Origin of the sequence: Paenibacillus sp. RRE4 (assembly GCF_031844205.1) — a bacterium.
In the GTDB taxonomy this organism is placed as follows: Bacteria; Bacillota; Bacilli; order Paenibacillales; family Paenibacillaceae; genus Paenibacillus; species Paenibacillus xylanexedens_B.
Map to the genome: position 1 here is coordinate 2,808,865 of NZ_JAUZUT010000001.1, position 25,718 is coordinate 2,834,582.

General features: G+C 47.1%; 24 protein-coding genes and 1 other annotated feature. Of the genes, 7 read left to right on the top strand and 17 right to left on the bottom strand.

Annotation, left to right across the window (positions count from 1 at the left end):
• Nucleotides 1–113 precede the first annotated feature (113 nt).
• Nucleotides 114–929, bottom strand: a complete 816-nt coding sequence (locus tag Q9R46_RS12615) for a carbon-nitrogen family hydrolase (RefSeq protein WP_145413210.1) — start codon at nt 927–929, stop codon at nt 114–116.
• 303 nt (nt 930–1,232) lie between these two features.
• Between Q9R46_RS12615 and Q9R46_RS12620 the strand changes: the two genes are divergently transcribed.
• From Q9R46_RS12620 to Q9R46_RS12650, 7 genes are all read left to right on the top strand, one after another.
• Nucleotides 1,233–2,441, top strand: coding sequence for a pyridoxal phosphate-dependent aminotransferase (locus Q9R46_RS12620; RefSeq protein WP_311280293.1), 1,209 nt, complete (start codon nt 1,233–1,235; stop codon nt 2,439–2,441).
• Between the two features lie 74 nt (nt 2,442–2,515).
• Nucleotides 2,516–2,735: a binding site (T-box leader), on the top strand.
• An 82-nt stretch (nt 2,736–2,817) separates the two neighbouring features.
• The gene (proB, locus tag Q9R46_RS12625) at nt 2,818–3,921 is read left to right on the top strand and encodes a glutamate 5-kinase (protein WP_311280294.1); all 1,104 of its coding nucleotides are present in this window, start codon (nt 2,818–2,820) and stop codon (nt 3,919–3,921) included.
• 25 nt (nt 3,922–3,946) lie between these two features.
• Nucleotides 3,947–5,194 (top strand): glutamate-5-semialdehyde dehydrogenase, encoded by a 1,248-nt coding sequence (locus Q9R46_RS12630; RefSeq protein ID WP_311280295.1) that lies wholly within the window; start codon nt 3,947–3,949, stop codon nt 5,192–5,194.
• Nucleotides 5,195–5,229: 35 nt separating this feature from the next.
• Nucleotides 5,230–6,096 carry a pyrroline-5-carboxylate reductase gene (gene proC / locus Q9R46_RS12635; protein WP_311280296.1) on the top strand — a complete coding sequence of 289 codons (867 nt, stop codon included), beginning with the start codon at nt 5,230–5,232 and terminating at the stop codon, nt 6,094–6,096.
• Nucleotides 6,089–7,312, top strand: coding sequence for a 2,3-diketo-5-methylthiopentyl-1-phosphate enolase (locus Q9R46_RS12640; RefSeq protein ID WP_311280297.1), 1,224 nt, complete (start codon nt 6,089–6,091; stop codon nt 7,310–7,312). Before proC ends, Q9R46_RS12640 begins: the two co-directional genes overlap by 8 nt.
• Nucleotides 7,309–7,986, top strand: coding sequence for a 2-hydroxy-3-keto-5-methylthiopentenyl-1-phosphate phosphatase (locus tag Q9R46_RS12645; RefSeq protein WP_145413205.1), 678 nt, complete (start codon nt 7,309–7,311; stop codon nt 7,984–7,986). The genes Q9R46_RS12640 and Q9R46_RS12645 overlap by 4 nt, the downstream gene beginning before the upstream one ends.
• A 2-nt stretch (nt 7,987–7,988) precedes the next feature.
• Nucleotides 7,989–8,642, top strand: a complete 654-nt coding sequence (locus Q9R46_RS12650) for a methylthioribulose 1-phosphate dehydratase (protein ID WP_145331702.1) — start codon at nt 7,989–7,991, stop codon at nt 8,640–8,642.
• An 80-nt stretch (nt 8,643–8,722) separates the two neighbouring features.
• On the opposite strand, the gene Q9R46_RS12655 is transcribed toward Q9R46_RS12650, so the two are convergent.
• From Q9R46_RS12655 to panC, 16 genes are all read right to left on the bottom strand, one after another.
• Nucleotides 8,723–10,057, bottom strand: a complete 1,335-nt coding sequence (locus Q9R46_RS12655) for a multi-tm2 domain protein (protein ID WP_311280298.1) — start codon at nt 10,055–10,057, stop codon at nt 8,723–8,725.
• A gap of 28 nt (nt 10,058–10,085) precedes the next feature.
• On the bottom strand, nt 10,086–10,538 hold the full coding sequence (locus Q9R46_RS12660; RefSeq protein ID WP_145331704.1) for a hypothetical protein: 453 nt from the start codon (nt 10,536–10,538) through the stop codon (nt 10,086–10,088).
• Nucleotides 10,531–11,031, bottom strand: coding sequence for an RNA polymerase sigma factor (locus Q9R46_RS12665; protein ID WP_311280299.1), 501 nt, complete (start codon nt 11,029–11,031; stop codon nt 10,531–10,533). The genes Q9R46_RS12660 and Q9R46_RS12665 overlap by 8 nt, the downstream gene beginning before the upstream one ends.
• Before the next feature lie 263 nt (nt 11,032–11,294).
• Nucleotides 11,295–11,999, bottom strand: coding sequence for a DnaD domain protein (locus tag Q9R46_RS12670; protein ID WP_311280300.1), 705 nt, complete (start codon nt 11,997–11,999; stop codon nt 11,295–11,297).
• 20 nt (nt 12,000–12,019) lie between these two features.
• Nucleotides 12,020–13,315 (bottom strand): asparagine--tRNA ligase, encoded by a 1,296-nt coding sequence (asnS, locus tag Q9R46_RS12675; RefSeq protein WP_145331706.1) that lies wholly within the window; start codon nt 13,313–13,315, stop codon nt 12,020–12,022.
• A gap of 102 nt (nt 13,316–13,417) precedes the next feature.
• A complete protein-coding gene (locus Q9R46_RS12680; RefSeq protein ID WP_145331707.1) occupies nt 13,418–14,623 on the bottom strand; it encodes an acetate/propionate family kinase in 1,206 nt (401 codons plus the stop codon).
• The gene (locus Q9R46_RS12685; RefSeq protein WP_145331708.1) at nt 14,620–15,492 is read right to left on the bottom strand and encodes a 3-hydroxyacyl-CoA dehydrogenase family protein; all 873 of its coding nucleotides are present in this window, start codon (nt 15,490–15,492) and stop codon (nt 14,620–14,622) included. Before Q9R46_RS12685 ends, Q9R46_RS12680 begins: the two co-directional genes overlap by 4 nt.
• Nucleotides 15,493–15,625: 133 nt before the next feature.
• Nucleotides 15,626–17,128, bottom strand: coding sequence for an AAA family ATPase (locus Q9R46_RS12690; protein ID WP_311280301.1), 1,503 nt, complete (start codon nt 17,126–17,128; stop codon nt 15,626–15,628).
• Nucleotides 17,121–17,648: a hypothetical protein gene (locus tag Q9R46_RS12695; protein WP_090917144.1), complete on the bottom strand. Its 528-nt coding sequence runs from the start codon at nt 17,646–17,648 to the stop codon at nt 17,121–17,123. Before Q9R46_RS12695 ends, Q9R46_RS12690 begins: the two co-directional genes overlap by 8 nt.
• Nucleotides 17,649–17,976: 328 nt before the next feature.
• Complete coding sequence (locus Q9R46_RS12700) at nt 17,977–18,507, bottom strand: DUF5590 domain-containing protein (protein WP_311280302.1); 531 nt, start codon at nt 18,505–18,507, stop codon at nt 17,977–17,979.
• A gap of 20 nt (nt 18,508–18,527) precedes the next feature.
• Nucleotides 18,528–19,835 (bottom strand): amidohydrolase, encoded by a 1,308-nt coding sequence (locus Q9R46_RS12705; RefSeq protein WP_311280303.1) that lies wholly within the window; start codon nt 19,833–19,835, stop codon nt 18,528–18,530.
• Nucleotides 19,819–20,475 carry a redox-sensing transcriptional repressor Rex gene (locus Q9R46_RS12710; protein WP_311280304.1) on the bottom strand — a complete coding sequence of 219 codons (657 nt, stop codon included), beginning with the start codon at nt 20,473–20,475 and terminating at the stop codon, nt 19,819–19,821. The genes Q9R46_RS12705 and Q9R46_RS12710 overlap by 17 nt, the downstream gene beginning before the upstream one ends.
• A gap of 218 nt (nt 20,476–20,693) precedes the next feature.
• Entirely contained in the window at nt 20,694–23,555 is a 2,862-nt protein-coding gene (gene dinG, locus Q9R46_RS12715) for an ATP-dependent DNA helicase DinG (protein WP_311280305.1), read from the bottom strand.
• Between the two features lie 194 nt (nt 23,556–23,749).
• Nucleotides 23,750–24,394 (bottom strand): tetratricopeptide repeat protein, encoded by a 645-nt coding sequence (locus Q9R46_RS12720; RefSeq protein ID WP_311280306.1) that lies wholly within the window; start codon nt 24,392–24,394, stop codon nt 23,750–23,752.
• A gap of 92 nt (nt 24,395–24,486) precedes the next feature.
• Complete coding sequence (gene panD / locus Q9R46_RS12725) at nt 24,487–24,870, bottom strand: aspartate 1-decarboxylase (RefSeq protein ID WP_123066044.1); 384 nt, start codon at nt 24,868–24,870, stop codon at nt 24,487–24,489.
• Nucleotides 24,863–25,717: a pantoate--beta-alanine ligase gene (panC, locus tag Q9R46_RS12730; protein WP_397386380.1), complete on the bottom strand. Its 855-nt coding sequence runs from the start codon at nt 25,715–25,717 to the stop codon at nt 24,863–24,865. The genes panD and panC overlap by 8 nt, the downstream gene beginning before the upstream one ends.
• Nucleotide 25,718 lies beyond the last annotated feature (1 nt).

Below are 25,718 nucleotides of genomic sequence, written 5' to 3' on the forward strand. Positions count from 1 at the left end.
ATCCTCCTTGGTGACGGGATAGTTATTATTACCCGCCTGCTGGAGCGATAAACAGCATATTCAAAGTTTTCAGATCAAAATGCGGCTGACAGAGTAACGTTTGAGTTTCTAAATTACTTCCCGCTAAAATAAATGCTTGGTCTGCGATCCTCAAACACCGGGATGCGTCCGCGAACTTCGTCAACCAAACCAGGACGGATGACTCCCGATACAATTTCTTCGCCTTCACCGCCTTCAGCTACGATCTCTCCCCACGGGTCGACGATCATGGAGTGCCCAAAAAATTCAGTATCTCCCCCTTTGCCCACGCGGTTACATGCAATAACATACATCTGGTTCTCGATAGCCCGAGCAGTCAATAATGTACGCCAGTGATGCAGACGCGGATTAGGCCATTCGGCAGGCACAATTAATGCACGTGCGCCATTCAGAGCGAGGGTTCGAGCTAATTCCGGAAACCGAATATCATAACAGATCGATGCCCCGGCCGTCAGACCGTTGCCGAGTTCGAACATTTCAGGCTGCGCACCCGGCTCCAAGTATTTTTCCTCATCCATCAGACGAAACAAATGAAGTTTATCATAACGTGATACTTCTGTTCCTTCCTCATTATAAGCATACATCGTATTGTAGATCTGTCCGTCACGCTTCTCCGCAATCGAACCGCCCACGATGGAGATTTGATGTTTTTTCGCAAAAGCAGACAGCCATTCCCTTGACGTTTGCCCATCCGGGTCAGCAAGTTCATGAATTTGCGGCAAAGCATATCCGGTGTTCCACATTTCGGGAAGCACGGCCAGCTTTGCATCCGGATATTGCTCCAATGCGTGTTCAAGCAACCTCTGCATATGTTGATGGTTAGCTTCCGGATCTCCCAGTTTAATATCCCCTTGAATCAAAACAACCCGCATTTCCCCTTGTTCAGTCATGACCCAACACTCCTCCGAACCGTAATACTTGATATCATAGCTTGATCCCTAGAAAATTCGCAACCGTATTAACTCGTATGACTACCTAACAGTTCAGGTAACCTCTCCAGCAACTGGTCACATATCTGTGCATCACTTGAATATAGCATCAGTTCTTCTAATGGAAATACTTGAATTTTTAATTTCCCTTTTGTACAAAAATGTTCTTCCTCACTTCTATCTCCCTCTATACAGCTCGGGATTGACGTGATAAATTAATGAGAACGTTTTGCCATAAATGAACATCATGGAGTGATATATACGATGACGAATTCAGAACATAGATCTTCTCTTTCAGCCTTTCCAATCCCGTCTGCAAATGTCATGTCACAACTGCCAACGCAATTTTTTGCTACTCTTGTTCAAAATGTAAACCGCGAAATCGCAAGTGGCCATGATGTCATTAATCTGGGACAGGGTAATCCTGACACCCCTACACCCCAGCATATTATTCAATCTTTACAGCAATCAGCTGAAAATCCGCTTTATCACAAATACTCTCCGTTTCGCGGGTATGCCTTCCTGAAGGAAGCCGTTGCCAAGCGTTACAAGGAAGATTACAACGTTGATCTTGATCCCGAGAACGAGGTCGCTATTCTTTTTGGTGGCAAAACCGGACTGGTTCAATTACCTCAAGTCTTATTGAATCCCGGGGATGTATGTCTGGTTCCCGATCCAGGGTATCCTGACTATTGGTCAGGCGTTGCTCTTGCGCAGGCGCGCATGAGCTTCATGCCTCTATTAAATTCAAACGCGTTTCTACCCGACTACGAGGCTATCTCTGCTGATGACCGGCAAAAGGCCAAGCTTATGTTCCTGAACTATCCCAACAACCCAACCTCGGCCACGGCTCCGCTATCCTTCTACGAGGATACTGTAGAATTTGCAATTCAGAATCAGATAGTCATTGCCAGTGATTTTGCTTATGGTGCGATTGGATATGACGGGCGGCGTCCTATCAGCTTCTTGCAAGCTCCAGGAGCCAAAGAGGTAGGCATCGAGTTCTACACCCTCTCCAAAACGTATAATATGGCGGGATGGCGTGTCGGATTCGCGCTGGGGAACGCGGAGATTATCTCCAAAATCAATCTGCTACAGGATCATATCTATGTCAGCCTGTTTGGCGGTATCCAAGCTGCCGCTGCGGAAGCTCTGACAGGCCCGCAGGACTGTGTCACTTCACTGGTCGCACGATACGAATCTCGTCGTGATGCATTTTACCAGGCGCTTAACGCGATCGGTTGGCAAGCGTCCAAGCCGGAAGGTTCATTCTTTGGATGGTTACCTGTGCCGGAAGGTTATACCTCCTCTGGTCTGTCTGAGATTTTGTTACGAGAAGCGAAGGTTGCTGTCGCGCCTGGTATCGGTTTTGGCTCCCGCGGGGAAGGTTATGTACGCATTGGTCTTCTGAGTGATGAGCAACGACTGCGTGAAGCGGCGGAGCGAATTGGGAAGCTTCATCTTTTCAAATAAGTGAAAGCTGAACATATGGCTACAATCTCTTTGCATATGCCTACTTTCCATGGTATGTTATAAGAAATAGTGAACGAAACGTGATGACGGGACCAGTAAGAGAGAATCAGTTGCGCACAGAGAGTAAATTCCATCTGGCTGCAAGAATTTACCGCGGCTTCTCTCCGAAACCTACCCCTGAGCGGCCTGTTGTGTACAGGACAGTGCCTTCTGTTACAGGGCATGAGCCGGATGATCTGATCATGATCATCAATAAAGGTGGTACCGCGGAAGTAACGAACTTTCGTCCTTTTTTAACCAAAGGACGGGAGTTTTTTTTGTACCTAAGCAGACTGCTTCGCAATCACTGATTAATTATGTTTAAGGAAGTGAAATCATGACTTCACGTATTGTCGTTAAAATCGGAAGCAGCTCATTAACCACTGAAGAAGGCGGCTTGGATCGCCAGGCAATATCCTTTTTCGCAGATGAAATGGCTTCGCTTGTTGCTCAAGGCCACGAAGTGCTTCTCGTCACTTCTGGTGCCGTTGCTGCCGGATTTCGGGAGATCGGGTACCCTCAGCGTCCCAAACAATTACATGAGAAACAAGCGGCTGCGGCGGTTGGGCAGGCTTTGCTGATGCAGGCATATCAACAGGCTTTTGCGGCGCACCGCGTTACTACAGCGCAAATCTTACTGACCCGTACCGACTTCCACAGCCGTAAACGCATGGGAAATGCGGGTATGACCGTAGAGGAACTGCTGAAACAGCGGGTCATTCCGATTTTCAACGAAAATGATACTGTATCTGTCGACGAATTGAAATTCGGTGATAACGATCTGTTATCTGCGCTAGTTGCCAATCTGGTTAAGGCACAGCATCTGATCATCGTTACAGATACCAATGGATTGTACACCGCTGATCCACGCAAAGACCCTGCCGCGAAGCGATACGACCGTATACCTGAAATCACAGCCGAGATATATGCATATGCCGGCGGTTCGGGATCAGCTGTAGGCACAGGCGGTATGCGCTCCAAGGTGGACGCGGCCAAAGTTGCCACACGCGGAGGTGTTCCTGTTTTTGTTGGCAGTGTGAAAGAACCTGGGGACATGCAACTCGCTTTGGATGGAATCGGAAAAGGAACTTATTTTGAGACCAAGCTGGCTTCACTCTCTCGCAAAAAACAGTGGCTTGGCTTCATGTCCACTCCCCTTGGGACAGTTGTTGTGGATCATGGTGCCGAAGAAGCACTCGTTCACGGCGGGCATAGTTTGCTTCCCGTGGGCGTGAAACGTGTTCTGGGAACATTTCATGCGGGTGATGTTGTCGAGGTGCTTGGCCCCGATGACTCGCTACTGGGACGCGGGATCGTCAATTACGATGATGATCAGCTTCGTCAGATCGCAGGGCTGCCCAGCGGCGAGGTCATGAAACAGCTGAACAGCATCCATAGACTTGAAGTGATTCATCGCGATGAATGGATTACGTTAAAATAATAGCTGAACTAGAGGAGGATTTAAGATGAGTGAAGTTCGAGAAAAAGCAAGTAAAGCCAAAGCTGTCGTCACCGATTTAAATCGGCTGAGCACGGAACAGAAGAACGCCGCACTGCGCACTATGGCTGACGCCTTGATTGCTTCGACGGATGCCATCATTACTGCAAATGTGGAAGATCTGGATCGCGGCAGAGAACAAGGCACTCCTGAATCCATGCTGGATCGTCTGGCACTGAATAAAGAGCGCATCACAGGCATCGCTGAAGGCTTACGTCAGATCGCGGAATTACCCGATCCTGTGGGCGAAGTGCTGGAAACTTTTACACGTCCGAATGGCCTGCATATCGAAAAATTAAGAGTTCCGATTGGCCTGATTGGCATTATATATGAAGCTCGTCCTAACGTGACGGTTGACGCTGCAGGCCTATGTCTCAAAACAGGCAATGCTGTGCTCCTGCGCGGCGGCTCCTCTGCTCTTTCCTCCAATCGGAAAATTGTTGAGGTGCTTCATCAAGCGCTGGCAACTACGGCAATGCCTGCAGATGCACTTCAGTTAGTAGAAGATGCAGATCGTTCTTCCGTTGACGAAATGCTCAAGCTGAACGGACTGCTGGACGTTATCATTCCACGCGGTGGTGCTTCACTGATTCGTACTGTCGTTGCGAATGCAACCGTACCGGTCATTGAGACGGGTGCTGGCATCTGTCATACCTATGTGGATGAATCAGCAGACGAAGCCATGGCGACAGACATTGCTATCAATGCCAAAGCACAGCGCCCATCGGTATGTAACTCTATGGAAACCTTGCTGCTACATGCGAACTATGCAGAAAAGCATCTGCCAACTCTGGCTGAGCGCTTCCGTGAAGCAAGTGTTGTTCTAAAAGGTTGTGAAACGGTGCGTCGCCTTGTTCCGACAGCGGCCCAGGCCACAGAGGAAGATTACGCAACCGAGTATAACGATTATATTTTGAACATCCGCGTTGTGGAAAATCTGGATGAAGCCCTGCAGCATATTGCACACTATGGAACGAAGCATTCCGAATGCATTGTGACCCGTGATGTCGCGAATGCAGAGCGGTTTATGCAAGAAGTCGATGCGGCGGCTGTCTATCATAATGCTTCCACTCGGTTCACCGACGGATTCGAATTCGGATACGGCGCCGAGATCGGAATTAGTACACAGAAGCTTCATGCACGGGGTCCAATGGGGCTTCCTGCTTTGACATCAACTAAATACCGGATTACCGGCAACGGTCAGATTCGTCAATAATATTAAGTACCAGTTATATAGGAGGAACGATATACATGAGCCAAGAGCAACAGACACTACTACAACAAAAGATTACTTTCCACGGAGCAGGTGCGATGGCTGAAGCCATCGTACGTGGGCTCATTTCCCGCCTTGTCGTTCGTCCCCAGGATATTACGATGGTGAATCGCAGCAACCTGAAACGTCAGGAGGAGCTGAGCACACGTTATGCCGTGCATACCGGAACGGCCTCACAATCGCTGGATATCCTTTCCTCTTCCCCTGTGATTGTGCTGTGTATGAAACCCAAAGATGCCGCTGCTGCGCTTCGTGAACTGGGACCCCTGTTGTCCCCGGATCAGCTGATCGTATCCGTTATAGCTGGACTATCGATCCGTACGATGCAGAGCCTGCTTGGCCGCAAACAGCCGATTGCAAGAACGATGCCTAACACCTCCAGCACCATTGGACTTGGTGCCACCGGACTTGCTTTCTCTGCAGAGATTACCGATGAACAGCGCAGTACCGTCATGACCCTTTTCGAAGCTGTAGGCATCGTAACGATTGTGCCAGAAGACAAACTCGAAGTGCTCACGGGTATTTCCGGCAGCGGACCTGCCTATGTATACTATCTAATGGAAGCCATGATTGCAGCCGGAATCCGCGGTGGCTTGTCTGGTCAGCAGTCTCGTGACCTAACCGTTCAGACGGTGCTTGGTGCAGCTCGGATGGTACAGCAAACGGGTCTTGAACCGATGAAACTTCGTAGTGATGTCACCTCCCCAGGAGGTGCGACTCAGGCTGCTCTGAAAACGCTCGATGAAGGTGACTTCTTTGAAAATGTGATTGCAGCTGTGAACCGCTGTGCAGAACGCTCTCGCGAGATGGGAGCTGCATTGGAAGGAGATTTAAAACATGAATAACATGTGTACTGCCACATATCGTCTGCATGATGATCATGCCGATTTTCACAAAAAAGCTCAATCCATTGCCATAGGTATGACCGTGGGTAGCTGGACGGAGCTGCCTCAGGCTCAGCGGGAAGCCATGCAAAAACATCTGGGTGAAGTGATCAAGGTTGAGGTTCATGAAGCCGAAGGGTTAGCACCTGGAGAACGTTATGCAGATATCACCATTGGATATCCGGATATTAACTTTAGTCAAGATATCCCAGCTTTGCTTGTCACCGTTTTTGGCAAAATCTCGATGGACGGGCGTATTAAACTGGATCATCTCGGATTTTCAGATCACTTCCTGCGCGCTTTCCCGGGACCGAAGTTTGGGCTTAGCGGTGTGCGAGACCTGCTTGGAGTTCATGATCGTCCGTTATTGATGAGTATTTTCAAATCGGTTATTGGACTTAATGCTGAAGAACTTCGGGAGCAGTTTATCCGTCAGGCTCTTGGGGGCGTTGATCTGATCAAGGATGACGAGATCCTGTTTGAGAACAAGCTTACACCGATTGAAAAAAGAGTTGAGGTCTGCATGAAGGCGGCCGAACAGGCTCGCCAGGAAACAGGCAAAAAACTTCTATACGCCACTAATTTGACGGGACCTACCTCCCGTTTGAAACAACAGGCTGAACGTGCCATCGGCGCAGGAGCCAATGCGTTGCTCTTTAATGTGCTGTCCTATGGTTATGATGTGTTGCATGAACTAAGCAGTGATCCTGACATTAACGTGCCAATCATGGCTCACCCTGCACTTGCCGGTGCCTTGTATCCATCACCGCATTACGGTATTTCCGCGTCCGTGGTATTGGGACAGTTAATGCGTCTCGCCGGTGCTGATCTCGTGCTCTTCCCTTCACCATATGGCTCGGTTACGATGCCGAAGGAAGAAAATATGGCGATCACTGAGCAATTGCTCACATCCGATCTACCTGTAAGAACAAGTATGCCAGTGCCTTCAGCAGGCATTCATCCAGGGCTTGTTCCGATGATTCTGAGAGACTTCGGCAAGGATGTGATCGTCAATGCCGGGGGCGGAATTCACGGACATCCGATGGGAACCGAAGCAGGTGGACGTGCGTTCCTGCAAGCCATTGAAGCCGCTGGACGCTCCATTCCACTGGCCGAGTATGCTACCGAGCACCCCGAGCTGAAAAGCGCACTTGATCTGTGGGGTGGAGAACGATGAGATCAGATAAGAAAACAGCAATTTTCTGTGATTTTGACGGAACCATTACGCTCTCAGACAACATTGTCGCCATTATGAAACACTTCAAACCAGAAGGCATCGATGCCATCATGAAAGACACGATTGAACAAAAAATATCTCTTCGCGAAGGGGTGGGGGCCATGTTTGCTCTCCTGCCTTCCTCGCAAAAAGATGAAATTGTTGAATTTGTCCTTGGACAAGCAGGCATCCGCGAAGGATTCCAAGCATTTCTGGAGTATGTTCGCAGTGAGGACATCGAATTCAATGTGACCAGCGGTGGCATGGACTTTTTCATTGAGCCGTTACTCGCCCCCTTCGGCATTCCGCAGGATCATGTATACTGTAACGGTGCAGATTTCTCCGGTGAATACATTCGCATTGAATGGCCGCATCCCTGTCAGCCCCCTTGCAACAACGGCTGCGGAATGTGTAAAACGACCGTAATTCGCACGTTTCCAGAAGAACAGTATAACCGGATTCTGATCGGGGACAGTCTAACAGACTTCGAAGGAGCTAAAATTGCAGACCTGGTCTACTCCCGCTCCATTCTGACGGATAAATGTGTAGAACTTGGTGTAGATCATGTGCCGTTTACGACCTTTTATGACATCATTGAAGATATGAAGCAGAAGCAATCACAAGGAGTGCTGTAGACATGGGTTTTGAAAAGATTACACTGGAACATAAACGTCAGGTTCTAGAGGAGCTGGCGGATGTCAAAGCTTTATTTGCAAGCCGGAACTGGTTTCCTGGCACAAGCGGCAACCTTTCGATGCGGGTGGGCGAATTCGACCCGGAACAATTTTATTTTGCGGTGACCGCCTCTGGCAAAGACAAGTCTCTGCGCACACCGGAAGATTTCCTTTTTGTTGATAAAGAAGGCAAAGCGATCGAAGCGACTACATTGAAGCCGAGCGCCGAAACGCTGATTCACTGTGAAATCTATCGTCTAACCGGTTGTGGAGCGGTATTCCATGTGCATACGGTATTTAACAACTTGATCAGTGAATTTTTTGGTGACGAAGGTCATGTGCCGATTCAAGGCATTGAATTGATCAAAGCCTTTAACATTTGGGAAGAAAATGCAGCCATTCGTGTTCCGGTTCTGCCCAACTTCGCACATATTCCTTCCATCGCCGAATTGGTACCGGATGCACTGGATGCCAGTGTTCCAGGAATTCTGCTCCGCAATCATGGCATCTATGCTTGGGGTAAGGATGCTTTTGAGGCGAAGCGTCATCTGGAAGCTTTTGAATTTTTATTCGAAGTGATGTACCGCCAGCTTTTGCTTAAAGGTGCACAAAAATAGATTATTAAAAAACACACCAGCGGCTTTGGATCAGCCCTGGTGTGTTTTGTTTTGCTTTAATACCATTCCTTGTATCCGGATCATCGTTTATCTCGATCCTTGAATAAAAAGAGACTCTCCAACTCATCATCCTTCGTGTGATTTGCATTGGCAATCGATGCCTCAGCAGTAGACTCACGCTGTTTTCCAAATAACAACTTTAGCCCACCGAAGATGAGCAAAAATGAAACGATAACCGTGTTCAAATACGAACGAATCTCATACGTCAGGAACACATTCGGGAACATCTCGTTTAATTGCGGAATAATCAGGCGGATCGTTAAATAGTACAAACCAAGAGCCGCAATCCCCATTCCGATAAAACGCTGATGTCGAACCCAATCTTTGAAGACCGGCTGATCGCTAAGCGGTTCACGTCCATACCGACTTGAGCATTGTAGTCCGTCAAAGAAGCTATAGAACCAGATCAATGGAATCATAAACAGGAAGACGGATAAACGAAGCAGATCCAGAATGTAGATGCTACCGAGGAACAGAAACATCAGTTGCAATCCTCTTTTTTGCAATCCGAGATACATATGCCCTGCACCCGGAAAAGCAGAGAGCAGTGTGGCCAGCACTTTGCTACGCTTGCCCATAATTCTGCCTGTCTCGAGCTCTTCAAATAACGTTCGATCCTGTAACACTTCACCAGCCTGCTTGCGATGTACATGCTGGACCGCATCGAACATGCAGTATACCCAGATTACAGGCAGAATGAGCAAAAACATCAAAAATATAGATTCGTTTGTAATGGCGGATACGAACACCATCATGGCGAATGAACCAAAAAATGCGATCAAAAAGGATAAGCCCCGGTGAAGCAATCCAAGATGTAAATGTCCAAGACCAGGCACAAATGAAAGCAAAATGGTGAAAAAACGCTCCCCTTCACTTCCCTTACGGTACATGGGGTGAGGTCCCGTAAAGGTTGCCCCATCAGGAAATCCACCATATTCATGCTCACCCTCAGTACCCTGGCGATGCATGTCATTCTGATTTATAGCCCCCATTGGTCCTTGTTCTCTAACATAACCCTCTGGATAGGTTGAACCTTGATGATGTTCAGGATGACCATAATGCATACCTTGTCCGTTGTAATACATTTCTCGGACGGAAGGTGCAGAGAGCAACACAATAATCATGTCTAGCATACTGAGACACCAGATAAAAATCACACCTAATAATCCAAAGACTAGTAGATCCTTATCACCGACCAAATAGGCCAGCATGACAAAACCAATGCCCGTTCCAAAAAACAATAACGGGTAAACTACAGCTCGGGCCGTTCGCCGCCAGTAGAGGAACCCAAGCCCAGGGAACAGATTTAATAAAAATGCAAGTAATTTATTACGATCTGAATGCACAGTCGTCATCCTTTCTATTCAGGCCATGTGAAACCAATCAAGGTTTGGGTTTGAAATTATCCAGCCATGAGGTAGCTGCCTCAGTCCATTTCTCGGTAAATGAGCCTGCAGTGTCACCTTCTTGGAATTTATGATAAGGGGCTACCTTGTCAAACAGTCCGGAAGAGAGAAAAATCAATGTTAAACAGGCTGCTACGGCATAGTGGAATACTCTATGTTCAAACCATCGGCGGTTTCGTTCACCTCGAGAATGTCGTGTCTGGCCATCGGGCGCCATTCTCTCAATTCGGTTCATTACGGAGTCTGTAAAATCAACTGAATTCGGTAATTCAGGGTAGTTTCGCTCCATATCCAAAGCTTCAAGGTAATCTTGCATTGCGTCTGGTTCATTCAGGAGAAACTGCTCCATCAGAATCGCCTGTTTGCCGCTGATTCGGCCTTCGATATAATCCGTCCATTGCTGGATGGTATACATTTCTTTTTTACTCACGCCACTCTTCCTCCTTCCAATGACTTCGAATCCACTGTCTGGCCCGGTACAACCTTGATTCAACCGTTTTTACAGCAACCTGAGCTTCATGGGCAATTTGCTCATAATTTTTCTCGCTCAGATAATAAGCGGTAATAATATCCCGGTGCTGAACAGGCAGCTGATTAATCCGTTCACGAAGTTTCTCCTGCCGCTCTTCACGAATGACACGGGCTAAAACGTCTTCGTCCCGTCCGGGCAGGTTCACTACCGTTTCATCTCCGCCCAGATCTTCAGCACTCCGTCTGCCCAGCTTGCGTTTGGCATCAATAGCCTTGTGAAAAGCAATTCGTGAGATCCACGTCTTGAACCCTTCTGATCGGTAGTCAGGGAGAGATTTATAAATCTGAATGAACGCCTCCTGAGCGGCATCCTGTGCATCCTGATCATTACGTAAGACAGAATACGCAACATGATAGACATGCTGGCTGTATTTGTCGATCAGAACACGCATTTGGGATGCATCCCCTTGACGGATTTGTTCAATTACGAGCGCTTCGTCAATAACTCTCCCCTCCTCTCCAATTCTATAGACGACGACTGGTCAACTGACCCCTGCAATTTTTATTAACTTTTTTATAAACAGTCTCTCTTAGGGGTATTAAAATCCCCTCGAAATACGTGATATGGACTTACATATAGCTACTAAGAAGTATATTATGGAGCAAAATAATATCAAAAAACAGGCACAGAATAACTTCTGGCCTGTTTATTCATTTAACGTCCGCCATTGCGGAAACGTTGCGTATACGCTTTGGCATCCTGTACATTTTTAACACGATTCCTGCTCCACTCCAGCAAAATTCGGTCGATGTACCTGAAATGCACTTTTCCTGCAAATACCGCTTCCTTCAAAGCCATCAGAATAAGTTCTTCCTGATAGCGATCCTGATCCAGCCAGCTGGATATCGTTTCACACTCCATTGGCGAGAGAGGACGACCAAATTCTTTTTCAAAAATAGAGAACATATTTCGCTCTTCCTCTTCTTTTTGAACACTGTTCGAATCTGGACGTGAAGTATTGGCTTTTTGTTGTTCTGACCGGGCATGAGCTGCATCTTCCGCTGTACACATCGCAAGCTTGGCATACAAGCCGTGCAGGTCATAACGTTCATACTGAATATCCCGTTCTTCGTCCCGATGCTCATCTATCGTAATGTATCCATCCCTCATCAGACGCTGCAACATTTTGGCAATGCCTTCAGGAGCAAGTCCCATTCGTGTAGCAAGCTCTTCAAGGGTTGGAAATTCATTGAATTCCGCCTGACGGAAGCCCAGTAATTGAATGAGAAGTAGAACCTCAGTATCGGACAATCCAAGCTGATGATAAAAACGTAGTAAGGCATACGGTAGTTGAGCAGTACCTGAAGCCATACCGTAAGCTGCACCGCTTAACCAGGCTTTGGAGGACACGTCTTCCATATACTCTTTTCCGTTAAGCATTAAGGGTACAGACGATAGAGCATACGAGGGAATGCAATAGTCTCACGAACATGGTCAAGTCCACAGATCCAAGCTACCGTGCGCTCCAATCCCAGACCGAAACCGGAGTGAGGCACCGATCCGTATTTGCGCAGATCCAGGTACCACTGGTACGCTTCATCCGAAAGGTTGTGCTCTTCAAAACGCTGTTGCATCAGTTCTGGATCATCGATACGCTGCGATCCACCAATGATCTCCCCGTACCCTTCCGGCGCAATCATGTCGGCACACAGAACAACTTCAGGGCGATTTGGATCTGGTTTCATGTAAAACGCTTTGATTCCAGCCGGGTAGTGCGTAATAAATACAGGGGTATTGTATTTTTCCGCAATCGCTGTTTCATGCGGTGCACCGAAATCTTCACCCCAAGGAATGTCGAAGCCTTGTCCATTCAAGAACTCAATCGCTTCATCATACGTAATACGCGGGAACGGAGCTGTGATGCCTTCCAATTTGGAAACGTCACGTCCGATGGACTCCAGCTCAGCACGGCAATTTTTCACCACGGATTGAACGACATGTGCGATGAATTTCTCTTGTACGCGCAAGCTTTCCTCATGGTCGACAAATGCCATCTCCGGCTCAATCATCCAGAATTCGATCAGGTGACGACGAGTTTTGGATTTCTCTGCACGGAACGTTGGACCGAAGGAATATACTTTACCGAGTGCCATTGCCGCGGCTTCCATATACAGTTGTCCACTTTGCGTCAGATATGCATCCTCATCAAAATATTTGATATGGAATAAGTTCGTTGTTCCTTCGGCTGAGGAAGGTGTCAAGATCGGCGGGTCCACCTGCGTGAATCCGTTACCATCAAAAAACTGCTGAACTGCACGAATAATCTCTGCCCGAATCACCATTACAGCACGCTGCTTGGTGGAACGAAGCCACAGATGGCGATGATCCATCAAGAAATCCACACCGTGCTCTTTCGGTGTAATAGGATAGTTTTCCGTCAAATGAATGATTTGGACGCCAGTTACGGTCATCTCATAGCCGGACGCACTGCGTGGCTCTTCACGGATAATACCTGTCACATAGACAGAGCTTTCCTGGGTCAGGCTTTTCGCATCATTCCAGATGTCTTCGCTGACCTCACTCTTAACCACTACACCTTGAATATATCCAGTTCCATCACGGAGTTGCAAAAACTGAATTTTACCGCTGGAGCGTTTGTTATTAATCCAAGCGCCGATGGTAACTGTCTCACCCACGTGCTCGTTCACATTACGAATTACACAATTCGTATCCATGACCATATCTCCCCTTGATTCCATAAATTTGAAAATGCAGCGGACAGGTTCGCACCTGCCCTCTGCACTTCATTGTCATCCTGTATTTACTTTACCGTTAGATTACTTAGAATTCAATACGATTCGGTGTGTATCTCGTGCAATGACCAATTCTTCGTTCGTAGGTACGACGAGAACGTCCACTTTTGAATTTTCAGTTGTAATGCGGCGTGGCTCACCCGAACGGATAGCATTGAGCGCTTCATCCAGCTCAACACCAAGGTACGTCAATTGCTCACATACTTTCTGACGAAGAACGACGGAGTTTTCACCCACACCAGCGGTAAATACGATTACGTCTACACCGTTCATCGCCGCAGCATAAGAACCGATGTATTTACGCAAACGATATTCATACATTTCAAATGCCAGCGTCGAGTTTGGCTCGCCTTTTTCCATACCTTCTGTAATTTCACGCATATCACTGCTGATCCCGGAAATCGCCAGAAGTCCACTGTGTTTGTTCAACATGGAGCTTACTTCGCTTACGCTCAGTTCTTCCTTGTTCATGACATAAGGCACAATTGCTGGATCGAGGTCACCGCTGCGCGTTCCCATCATCAGACCTTCGAGTGGAGTCATACCCATCGATGTATCTACCGATACGCCGCCTTTAACTGCCGTCACACTGCCGCCGTTACCTACGTGACAAGTGATGATTTTCAAATCTTCCACCGGACGACCGAGATACTCGGCTGCCGCTTTGCTCACGTAATCATGCGATGTACCGTGTGCGCCGTACCGACGTACTTTATATTTTTTGTAAAGTACGCGTGGAATAGCATACAAATAAGCGTGCTCGGGCATGGTTTGATGGAATGCTGTATCAAATACCATAACCTGAGGCACACCCGGCATATTTGTTTCAGCCGCACGGATCCCCATCATTGCTGCTGGGTTATGCAGTGGAGCGAGGTCAAACAAACGACGGATTTCCGCTTTTGCAGCATCATCTACCAGAGAAGATTCTTTAAAAGCTTCACCGCCGTGTACTACGCGGTGACCTACGGCCTGAATTTCGCTAACGGAAGCAACCACACCGTGTTCCTTGTGCGTCAACAAATCAATGACTTTACGAATTGCAGTCGTATGTTCCAGAATCTCACTGACTTCCGTAACTTCCTCACGGCCAGTCGGTTTATGTGTCAGAATGGAAGAATCCATCCCGATTCGCTCTACCAGACCTTTTGCAAGTACCGATTCATCTTCCATGTTGTACAATTGATATTTGAGCGAGGAACTCCCCGCGTTAATTACGAGTATATTCACAGACGGTCACCATCCTTGTCGTACTTGAAGAATCCTTCTCCTGTTTTCACGCCCAGATGACCTGCGCGCACCATTTTTTTCAGGACAATCGAAGGACGATATTTCAGTTCTCCGAATTCACGGAACATTCTTTCGAGAGCTGCTTCAACGGAATCCAGCCCGAAACGGTCAGCCATTTCAAGCGGTCCATGTTGGAAATTATAACCGATACGCATTGCATCATCGATGTCCTCAGCAGAAGCTACGCCTTCTTGCAGGACATGAAGCGCTTCGTTGATCAGCAAGCAGATCAGACGGGAGGTTACAAATCCAGGGGATTCATAGATCATAACGCCTTTTTTGTCTACAACTTCTTCAACAAAGCGGCGAGTTTCTTCAAACGTAGTATCGGATGTTTTCAGACCACGAATAATCTCAACAAGATCAACCCGGGAAACCGGGTGAATAAAGTGCATACCAATAACACGCTCCGGGTACTTGGTCGAGCTTGCAAGCTCGGTCAAACTCAGCGTGGACGTGTTACTTGCCAAAATAACATTGCTCGGACATACCTGATCCAATTGATTAAAGACTGCTTTTTTAGCTTCCAGGTCTTCCGAGATTGTTTCAATAACCATATCGCAAGAGCCCAGTTCTGCCAAATGTCCCACTTTCGTAATTCGGGAGAGGATCAATTTCTTCTCCGCTTTGGTAATCGCCCATTTTTCAAGCTGTTTATCCAAATTTGTTTCAATCATGTCATATGCATGATCCAGCTTCTGAGTGGTGTGTTCCACCAAAAGCACATCAAGTCCTTTGGCTGCGAGCATCTGGGAAATTCCTTGCCCCATCGTACCGCCGCCGACAACTCCTATTTTTTTGAAAAACATGGTTCTACTCCATCCTTTCGGTTCTCTATTTCTCTATTGTACCCTGTTCGCCGAAAATTACAAATTTCGACCCAACAACTAATAATATCTTAGCACGACTGAAATGTAAAAAAAAATAACCAGCATAAAGAAATTATGCTGGTAAACGTGCACTGTCACGAAATTGACAACGAAATTGTTCCCCTGACAAAACTTCCTCCCGCATCAAAATGTCGAGGGAATTGTCGAAAATTGACCGTTGTTCTTCAAGCCGGCGTTTCGTATGCTCCATCAGTTCCTGAAGGATGACTTTATTTTCTCTCATCAACTCTTCGGTAGTGACCATATCCATATTAACAATCCCGAGTGACGTTAAACCGGAAGCCATCATCGTCTGTACGACATTCGTCGCCTGTTCAAAGTCATTGCGTGAACCTGTGGAACGGCCGCCATAGTACATCTCCTCGGCTGCAGCACCACCCAGCGCAATCATGATCTGCTCTTCCAGAAAACGTTTCGTATACAGAAACTGCTCCTGCTGCGGATTATGACGCACATATCCAAGAGCCTGTCCGCGTGGACTAAGGGCTACCTGGCTTACACTCCCAGGACGCACAAGTTCAGCCATAATGGCATGCCCCAGTTCATGAATGGCTACTCTTTTCTTTTCCTCGACGCTCGACTCACGATCGGTTTTCTCACCCATCATCACCTTGTCAATCGCAAAAGACAGATGACGCTGTTCGATGTTGAGCAGCCCTTCACGCATCGCATAAATCGCTGCTTCATTCATGACACTTTCCAGCTGTGCACCTGAGAAGCCGTACGACTCTTCCGCCGTTTTTTCCAAATTCACGTCCTGTGTTAGGGGTTTGTTCACCGCGTGTAGCTCCAGAATGTGTTTTCTACCTTTTTTATCTGGTAAATCCACCTGAATGTGACGGTCAAAGCGCCCTGGACGTGTCAGTGCACTATCGAGCATCTCTTTGCGGTTGGTAGCCGCAATCAGCAATATCCTAGGCGTGTCGGAAGTATAGATACCATCCATCTCCGTCAGCAACTGATTTAAGGTCTGATCATACTCACGCTGCTGTCCGCCTTCACGTTTACCGCCGATCACATCAATCTCATCAATGAAAATGATAGCATTTTCCTTGTTTTCCTTCGCGGCACGTGTTCTGGCATCCTTAAACAAATCCCGGATTCTGCTGGCACCTACACCTACATACATTTCGACAAATTCACTTCCTGATGCAGCTACAAAAACCGAATCGGTATAGTGCGCCGCCGCTTTAGCCATCAACGTTTTCCCTGTTCCCGGAGGGCCCGTCAGCAGAATACCTTTCATTGGCCTTATCCCGAACTTCTGTATTTCTTCATAGCGAATCAGAAAGTCAAGCGCTTCTCTTAATTCCTGCTTGGCACTATCCTGACCTCCAATTTCTTCAAACGTCAGTTTTGAAGGTCCTTTTTTCTTCCGTTTACGCTCTTGTCCGGCACCTACCGTGATCCCGCCGCGCATCTGCATCATGAATAATAACCCACCAACCAGCAATGCTGCGATCAGAATCGGAACAATATTCACACCGATAAAAGCAAGAAAAATGATAACAACGGGGACAAATCCTATGGCTGCTTCTTTTGTCCATTTAGGCATTAGGCCACACTCCTATCTGACCGGGTACACGCGGCAGTATAATGAACTTGCTGGCTTCTCCGTCTCTCAGACTCACATAAACATTGTTGTCATCCATCGCCGTATTGACTTGAATTCCTCCTGTAGCCATCTTGGACAACGTCGGAGTAATCTCGGCGTATTGTTTGTTCTCCATCGCTTGAGCTACGGTAAACATGGCATCTCCCCACCAGTTTTCAAGCGCCTCATTGGAGTGGTCTACGACATCCAGTTTGAGCGCTCGGGAGCCGATCAGGTTCTGTCCTTCTCTATGAATATATTGCACCAGTCTACCTAAATCTACATTCGGCTTTAAATCAAGTTTCATTTGTACATCATTGCGGTTAATAGTTAACTGAACGCTATTAACACCTTCGTACTGAGTAACCATCTTTTCAATCGGACTCTGTACGGCTACTTGACGGTATATGAACCAACCTCCAAACAACAGGACGGCAGAAACTACGGCGGTTAGAACAATAGGCAATACTTTCAGCTTCAAATGAATTACCCCTCCCAAAATGAGCCCGTCCTTAATCTACAGGCTTGTATATTTAGCTGTACATGATGGTCTGCAACGTTTATTGCAGATTTATTTGCGTTGTTTGTTAACTCCAGTACATATCTGAGTATATCACATCGTATATACAATTTCGAAGGCGAAAATATGAATAAATTAATAATTTTAACTATTTCACTGATGTTCAATGGTTGCAACGCGAAAAACCGGTTCAGTCGGTGTCCCGTCTGCCGGTTTTTTGCTTGTTTTTATGTGAGACTATGTTGAGTTGACCGTTCTATTGATCTTAACGGAGGAAAGAAAGACGAAGTCAGCTGTTCGGTAACGTATATACCAGATCTACTTGCTCTCCGTTGCTAAATCGGTAAAAGCGATAATAGTTATGCGTCTCATCGTTATAATACACTTGCCATACATAGATATTGTTCACAACGCCTGGCATGATTCGTTTGATCTCACCGTCTGGAACGTCTGAGCTAAAAAGGTTGCGAATCTGCGTTTCGGACATCCCGTTCTGCAATAGCTCACTGTGCACACCTGCCGCGCCTTGAACAGGCTGATTGTTATTATCAAACTTAACCCAGACCATAATGTCCTGATTATCTTTGTTTTTAGCTGTCATCGTCCAGTAAATGTTGTCAGAGCCATTCTTCTCGCCCCAGACGTACTTTCGAAGCTCATCAGTCGATGTAATCCCCAACTGGTCTTGTGCGGCTTGTACAGCCAATGCTTCTTCTTTACGCTGATCTTGTGTTACATAGACGTAATATTGCTGAAGTCCAATCAAAATCAGAACAAGAATGAGCAACGATATCCATATCCACTTCTTTTTTTTCTTCAAGAGTTGAACTTCCTTTCCTCTTAACGCGCAAGCAATTGATCAAAAGCCAACTGGGATTCACGCAAAATGCGCTCTTCATCCAGTGTTAAACATTCACCATGTTTTACGACTTGTTTGCCATCTACCCATACATGCTCCACATCTTTCGCCGAAGCCGAGTAGATTGCATGGGAAATCAAATCCGTGTGCGGATAGAAATGAGCCTGTTCAATGTTGAGCGCAATAAAATCAGCCTTTTTACCAACTTGCAAAGCTCCGGTATCGTTCAGGAAGATGGACTTCGCACCGTAAGCTGTTCCAAGAAGCAACGCTTCCCCGGCAGGTACGGCGGTAGGATCACCGGATACTCCTTTATGAATTAAAGCTGCAAGTCTCATTTCCTCAAACATATCCAGATTGTTGTTGCTTGCCGGTCCGTCTGTTCCCAGGGATACAGTAACTCCTGCTTTCAACAAAGCAGGAACACGGGCTACACCGGATGCAAGCTTCAAGTTACTACCCGGATTATGGGATACAGCGACATCATGACGTGCCAAAATCTCAATTTCTTCATCGTTGAGATGCACAGCATGCGCTACGAGCGAAGGACGTGAGAAAAAGCCATGCTTCTCCAGATGTGCCACTGGACGCAAGCCATAATCTGATACATTCTGCTCCACTTCACGAAGCGTCTCCGACATGTGAGTATGGAGAGGCAGGTTTAAATCATGCGCAACCTGAACAAGCTTCTCTATGTATTCTGGAGGGCATGTGTAAGGCGCGTGCGGAGAGATTACGGTTGTAATGCGTTCATTCGCCTGTCCATTCCATTCACGAGCAAATGCTGCGGACTCTTCGAGCTTTCTCATCTGCTCTTCTTCCGAACACAGTCCAATGACACCGCGAGCCAGCGCAGCTCTTGCCCCTGACTGTTCAACCACTTTTGCCACCTGATCCATATGGTCATACATGTCCAGGAAAGCCGTGGTTCCGCCTTTTAACATCTCAAGCACCGAAAGTGATGCTCCCCAATACACGTCCTCAGAAGTCATTTTGGCTTCCATGGGCCACATTTTTTCTTGTAACCACACTTGCAGTGCCAGGTCATCACCATGACCTCGAAGCAAGGACATTGCTGCATGACCATGCGTATTGATCAGACCCGGCAGGAAGAGCAGTCCTTTTCCATCCACTTTAGGCAGGTTCTCGTCACCATCCGGCAGCGTCTCACCAATATGCACAATCTTGTCATTTTCAACAACCATATACCCTTGAACCACAGTCCAATTGGCCCCTTCGTTTACTGCAAATCTACCATTGTGGATTACCCATTTATTCGTCGTTGTCATCAAGCTCATCTTCCTTCCCGTTCTCCAAATAATATGCCAAACTGAGCAAATCCGTTGTAAAGTCAGCATGATGAATCCGCACATGTGAAGGCGTTTTTAGAATCGTCGGCGCAAAATTCAGAATTGCCTCGATGCCCGATTCAATCAGTTGGTCGGCAACATTCTGAGCTTCGGTGTCCGGCACCGTGATGATACCAATACGGATATTTTCTTTCTGAACCGCTTCCGTAAGTTCTTCCATCGGTTGTACGGTCAGGCTATTAATTTTACTGCCAATCTTGGGCCCATAGGCATCAAAAATAGCGACAATTTTCATATTATCCTTCAAATAAGCGTTATAATTCGATAAAGCATGTCCGAGATTACCGGCTCCCACCAGAGCCACATTAATTTGCTGATCAATTTTCAAAATGTGACGAATCTTCTCGATCAGGTAAGACACATCATACCCGATTCCTTTACGACCAAAATCACCGAAATAAGCTAAATCTTTACGGATTTGAGCCGGATTCAGATCCAGTCGCTGTCCCAGCTCCTGCGAGGAAACCGTTGTCACCTCACGCTGAACCAACTCGTTTAAATAACGCAAATATACAGGCAGACGCCGTACTACCGCTTCTGATATTTTATCCGATTTCATTCTTGCTCCCCCTTACCATCGCCACGATTAAATAAATATTGAAAAGATGAGCATTCTGTATACATGCAATATCCATGCATGATGTCCTCATACAGAATGCCCGAATTATTAGGAATATAAGTTCAGTGAAGCGTTGCCCTGTTCGAACTTTGTGAAGTCTTCTTCAAAGTTTAACGCCATGGTGAAGTTCAATGCAATGTTATAGCTGTACATCGTCATTATTTTTGATTATCCACAGGTCGATCTAACCATTCAGCAATACGGGGAACCATCTGTTCTGTCAGCATATGCTCCATCTTTGGTCCCGGTAGCGAATACAGGAAGTACTTGCCGTAATAAGCTTCAATTACGCGCGTATCATACACAATGACGATTCCGCGATCTTTGCCCGTGCGAACAAGCCTGCCGAACCCCTGCTTGAAGCGAATGACTGCCTGTGGCACAGACAGCTTCATGAATGGATTTTTCTTCTGCTCTTGCAACAATTCACTCTTCGCTTCCAGAAGCGGATGGTTAGGCGGCTGGAAAGGCAGTCTCACAATCGCAAGACAGGTCAGCGCCTCACCCGGAATATCCACGCCCTCCCAGAAGCTGCTCGTACCCAGCAGGACTGCTGCTTTGGCATCCTGGAAGCGTCGGGTCAACTTCGAACGATTGCCGCTGTCAACACCTTGCCCCAGTAGCGAGATGTCATTCCCGGACAAAGCCTCTTTCAGCGGCTCATAGACTTGTCGAAGCATTTTATAAGAGGTAAACAGCACCATCATACGTCCTCGAGTTGCAATCGCCGTCTCAGCAAGAGAGTGCACCAGCATCTGAACAAAGTGTGCGTCCCCTACGCTTCCCTTCAGACTCGGGAAATCCCGCGGGATTACTAACAAAGCTTGTTCCCGATAATTAAATGGGGAAGGTAGCATCGAGGTCAGAAGCCGATTATTGTCGGCTGCTTCCTGCAAACCCAGTTGCTCAATCATGAACTGGAATGACTTATCCACCGACAGCGTAGCCGATGTAAGCACAACGCTTTTCTTTTTATCGAAAAACATCTCTTTCAGTTGCGCACTCACATCCACCGGAACAGCGTACAACTGGAGTGACTTGCTACGGAACTGTCCGCTGGCCTCCATCCAGTACACGGTCTTGGCATCATCCATACGCATGAAGAATCTTAAATTCTCCTTCATCGTGGTCAGATCTTTCAAAAGCCCGGTGATATCTGTAATCAGACTGTCAGACTGGTAATCATCCTGATCTTCTTTTACTTCAAGCAGTAGTTTGTCACCCTTGCGCACCAAATCACCCAAAGTCACATAGATCTGGTTCTCCAAATCTTGCAGCTCCTGCCACTTGGCAGGCTTCTGAGACGCTTTAAGGCGTAGCGAGAACTGTCCGGTCTCCCCTGGAGAAGCATCACTCCGTTCAGGCAAAAGACCAAACAGAGCATCGCTCAGACGATCCCACATTTCCTTCACTTCGACGGCAAGGGGAAACATTTGATCCACCATCGAACCCCATTGTCCCCCGTTCTCGTGCCTTGACAGCTGGGAGCGCAACATTGGAAGCTGACCGTTACGACTATCTTTAAACAAACGGGTCAACGTGTGTACGAGAGTAAAATACTTCATGTGAAGCCCAAGGTGTTTACCCGCTACATCTTCAAGATGGTGCGCCTCATCAATGACCAAACTTTCATAAGCCGGCAACAGCTGATGAGCAGCCTTCACGTCTGTAAATAGTTTGGAGTGATTGGTAATCACAATGTCAGAAAGTCCTGCTTCATGTTTCGCACGATGATAGAAGCACTTGCGGAACCACGGACAGGATCTGCCGAGACAAGACTCGGACTCGCTCTGCACGGTTTCCCAGAAATCTCCTCCGCGTGCACTGAGGTTCAATTCTTCATCGTCACCCGTTTCGGTTTGGGTAAGCCACACAATCATTTGTGCTGCAGTGAAGTAATCCTCTTTCAGCGTAGCAAATTCACGTTTGTTGATTTTGTGTTCAAATTTGCGTAGACAGAGATAATGGCCTCTCCCCTTGAACACGGAAGCTTTGAAGGGAAAAGGAACCACCTGCGTCAGCATCGGAATATCCCGTTCGCGAAGTTGTTCTTGCAGATTAATGGTGTGAGTGCTTACCATTACCTTCTGTTCTTGTTTTACACTTTCATAAATAGCAGGTAACAAGTATCCCAAGGATTTCCCTGTTCCCGTTCCGGCTTCCAGCAAAAGATGTTTCTCTTCATCCAGCGCCTGACGTACACTGCCAAACATCTGTGTCTGTGCTTCGCGCTCTTCATAGTGATCCAATGTCTCTTTCAGTTTCGCTCGCACCTGATCCATAAACTGATCAAAGGTCACACCTTCCAGAGGGTTCGCTTCTCTTTCGTCCCGAGGAGCTCCGATTTCCGTCCAGTCACTAACGTTCAGCGCCAGCTGACGGTAATACGTATGCCCATCCAAGTCCTGAATCGGTTCTGCTTCCTTCTCTGCACGTAGTCCGTCGAAAAACCAGCCCAGATCACTGTCCTCTGGTGCAAACAGATCGCTAAGCCGTTGAATCGTAATTAACGGCAGCTCTCTAAGCTCATCTAGACATTTAAGTAGAACATGGGCTGTTGCCAGTGCGTCACTGTCTGCCTGATGGGGGCGGTCATGTTCAAACCCAAATTCGGCTGACACATAACCGAGCTGATATGAACCCAGGGACGGAAAAGTAATTTTCAAGAAATCAATCGTATCCAGAATACGGCCTGTAAAAGGCAAATAACCACAACGATCAAGCGCATTCTGTAAAAAATGAAAATCAAATGCAACGTTATGGCCCACTAGAACCACATCGTCAAGAAGCGGTACCATCTCCATCATCATCTCTTCAAGAGATGGAGCATCCGCCACATCTTCTTCTGTAATTCCGGTCAACCCAGTAATAAATGGCGGAATTGGAACACCCGGATTTACATAAGAACTATATATTTGAGTTATGCTGAAGTCATGGTCTATGATGGCAAGTCCGGCCTGTATGATCTCACCGTCGGACTGCGTGCCGGTTGTTTCGAAATCCAAAACGGCAAATTTCATTGCAATATACGATCCCTTCCATTCCAGTCTATGTTACAGCATAGCAAAAAAAAGGGCATTTGAAAATTAACTGACAAAAAAGCGGTGTTTCCGCCGCTATACCAAAGGAGGAAACACCGTTCTTTTGTTGCCAAATGTCTTTTTCAATTCAGGGCAATCTGGACGTGTCTTGAAACCAACTGATGTGTAGATTTTCAGACACACCCTAGCTGGTTCGCATACTGCAGTTTACCTCTGTTCAGCCTGCAAACTTCCATGTTGTACAGAGGTTCGGTCAACGTCGGGTCATACTGAAGGGCCTTTGCGAACAGGGAGCATGCCGCTTCTGGATTGGAGAGCTTCGCTTGGATACAGCCCAGAGCGTTACATACAAGACCTTTGAGTCTTGCTGATCCCTTAAGTAGCATAATCTGCTGTAAATGGGTTTCAGACTCATAAATCTGATCCAGACTTAAGTGTGCGAGTGCCAGATAAAAAAGGGCTAAGGCACTATCCGGGTAATCGTTCACCACCCGTATGAATTGATCAATCGCCTGCGGATACATCTGTAGCTTAAAATATCCTTGACCGCGGCTGAAGCATTCCAGATGTAGTTCAGGCAAAGCTGTCACTGCTTCCTGCTCCGGCTCAAGTGAAGCCGGTTTATCCAGCTCCCTTTCCCGAATCTGACTCATCTTTTCTTCAAACATCAGCCATTCATCCAACATTCCGTCACTCATTCGTTTGAGCAAATTCCATTTTTGTTGCAGCTCCTGTTTGTTCAGACCTTCAGCGGAAGGATAGCTCTTGATAATTTCATCTAACATGTCGTTCATTTCGGCGAAAACATGCTGGAACATCGATGCATCCCCACCCTTGGAAAATGAATTAGTGCAGTGACCTGTACTCATTTTTTGCTGGATGGGCCGATTTCATTCTCCTTCCCAGCCGATTACAAGATCGTGGCGTGAACTTCTTTCTTCATGGTCTGAACCGGCTTGTTCTGACCGTCAACAAACACCACGGTGGGTTTATGCGTATTTGCTTCTTCCTGTGACATCATGGCATAAGAAATGATAATAACTGTATCTCCAGGCTGTACGAGACGAGCGGCAGCACCGTTCAGACAAATGACGCCACTGCCACGAGGACCTGGAATAACATAAGTCTCAAGTCGTGCTCCATTGTTATTGTTCACAATTTGCACTTTTTCGTTTTCCATTAAATCCGACGTTTCCATAAGGTCTTCGTCAATGGTAATGCTACCCACATAGTTCAAGTTGGCTTCCGTTACCGTAGCACGATGAATTTTAGATTTCATCAGGGTTCTAAACATGGGACAGCACCTCCGTTTTTTGAATACGTATATTATCGATTAATCTTGTTTTCCCAAATTTCACGGCAAGTGCGATGAGCAAATCATCATAAGCCTTCAATTCCTCTTGATCAGCAAGAGGTTCCAGACTTGGAAAAGCCTGAATCTCGGCATAATCAATCACAGCATGCGCCGATTGGCCAATATGTCCACGGAGTACACGGCGAATGTCCTCTGCTGTAACAGCTGTCCCAACCTCCACCGATTCTTGTGCCGCACGCAGTGCCTGAGACAATACCAGAGCCTCCTGACGCAGTTCTGCGTTCAAATAGACATTACGTGAGCTGAGTGCCAAACCGTCCTGCTCGCGAACGATAGGACAAGGCACAATGTTCACTGGCATATTTAGATCCTGTACCATTTGCTCAATAACGGCTACCTGCTGTGCATCCTTCATCCCAAAAAAGGCTTTCTGCGGTTGCACGATGTTAAACAGCTTCGATACTACGGTAGTCACCCCGTTAAAATGCCCTGGCCGGGATGCGCCACATAAGCGCTCTGTTATACCGGATACTGTAATCGTGGTTTGCGTCGGCTGAGGATACATCTCTTCCACCGAGGGAATAAATACGATATCTACCCCTTCAGCACGAGCGGTTCCGAGATCGCGTTGTTCATCCCGCGGATAACTTTCAAAGTCTTCATTCGGGCCAAACTGTATCGGATTAACAAAGATGCTTAGAACAACGATGTGGCTCTGTTCTCTCGCTGCTTTCATCAGACTGGCGTGGCCTTGATGAAGGTATCCCATGGTGGGCACCAGTCCAACCACGGTTTCTTCGGAATGGATCTCATGTTTTTTTCGCATC

Bases quoted from the DNA above. Each gene is read 5' to 3' on its own strand.
- Q9R46_RS12615 (WP_145413210.1), bottom strand. From the start codon at position 929: ATGACTGAACAAGGGGAAATGCGGGTTGTTTTGATTCAAGGGGATATT.
- Q9R46_RS12620 (WP_311280293.1), top strand. From the start codon at position 1,233: ATGACGAATTCAGAACATAGATCTTCTCTTTCAGCCTTTCCAATCCCG.
- proB (WP_311280294.1), top strand. From the start codon at position 2,818: ATGACTTCACGTATTGTCGTTAAAATCGGAAGCAGCTCATTAACCACT.
- Q9R46_RS12630 (WP_311280295.1), top strand. From the start codon at position 3,947: ATGAGTGAAGTTCGAGAAAAAGCAAGTAAAGCCAAAGCTGTCGTCACC.
- proC (WP_311280296.1), top strand. From the start codon at position 5,230: ATGAGCCAAGAGCAACAGACACTACTACAACAAAAGATTACTTTCCAC.
- Q9R46_RS12640 (WP_311280297.1), top strand. From the start codon at position 6,089: ATGAATAACATGTGTACTGCCACATATCGTCTGCATGATGATCATGCC.
- Q9R46_RS12645 (WP_145413205.1), top strand. From the start codon at position 7,309: ATGAGATCAGATAAGAAAACAGCAATTTTCTGTGATTTTGACGGAACC.
- Q9R46_RS12650 (WP_145331702.1), top strand. From the start codon at position 7,989: ATGGGTTTTGAAAAGATTACACTGGAACATAAACGTCAGGTTCTAGAG.
- Q9R46_RS12655 (WP_311280298.1), bottom strand. From the start codon at position 10,057: ATGACGACTGTGCATTCAGATCGTAATAAATTACTTGCATTTTTATTA.
- Q9R46_RS12665 (WP_311280299.1), bottom strand. From the start codon at position 11,031: ATGCGTGTTCTGATCGACAAATACAGCCAGCATGTCTATCATGTTGCG.
- Q9R46_RS12670 (WP_311280300.1), bottom strand. From the start codon at position 11,999: ATGGAAGACGTGTCCTCCAAAGCCTGGTTAAGCGGTGCAGCTTACGGT.
- asnS (WP_145331706.1), bottom strand. From the start codon at position 13,315: ATGGATACGAATTGTGTAATTCGTAATGTGAACGAGCACGTGGGTGAG.
- Q9R46_RS12685 (WP_145331708.1), bottom strand. From the start codon at position 15,492: ATGTTTTTCAAAAAAATAGGAGTTGTCGGCGGCGGTACGATGGGGCAA.
- Q9R46_RS12690 (WP_311280301.1), bottom strand. From the start codon at position 17,128: ATGCCTAAATGGACAAAAGAAGCAGCCATAGGATTTGTCCCCGTTGTT.
- Q9R46_RS12705 (WP_311280303.1), bottom strand. From the start codon at position 19,835: ATGACAACGACGAATAAATGGGTAATCCACAATGGTAGATTTGCAGTA.
- Q9R46_RS12710 (WP_311280304.1), bottom strand. From the start codon at position 20,475: ATGAAATCGGATAAAATATCAGAAGCGGTAGTACGGCGTCTGCCTGTA.
- dinG (WP_311280305.1), bottom strand. From the start codon at position 23,555: ATGAAATTTGCCGTTTTGGATTTCGAAACAACCGGCACGCAGTCCGAC.
- Q9R46_RS12720 (WP_311280306.1), bottom strand. From the start codon at position 24,394: ATGTTCCAGCATGTTTTCGCCGAAATGAACGACATGTTAGATGAAATT.
- panD (WP_123066044.1), bottom strand. From the start codon at position 24,870: ATGTTTAGAACCCTGATGAAATCTAAAATTCATCGTGCTACGGTAACG.
- panC (WP_397386380.1), bottom strand. From the start codon at position 25,717: ATGCGAAAAAAACATGAGATCCATTCCGAAGAAACCGTGGTTGGACTG.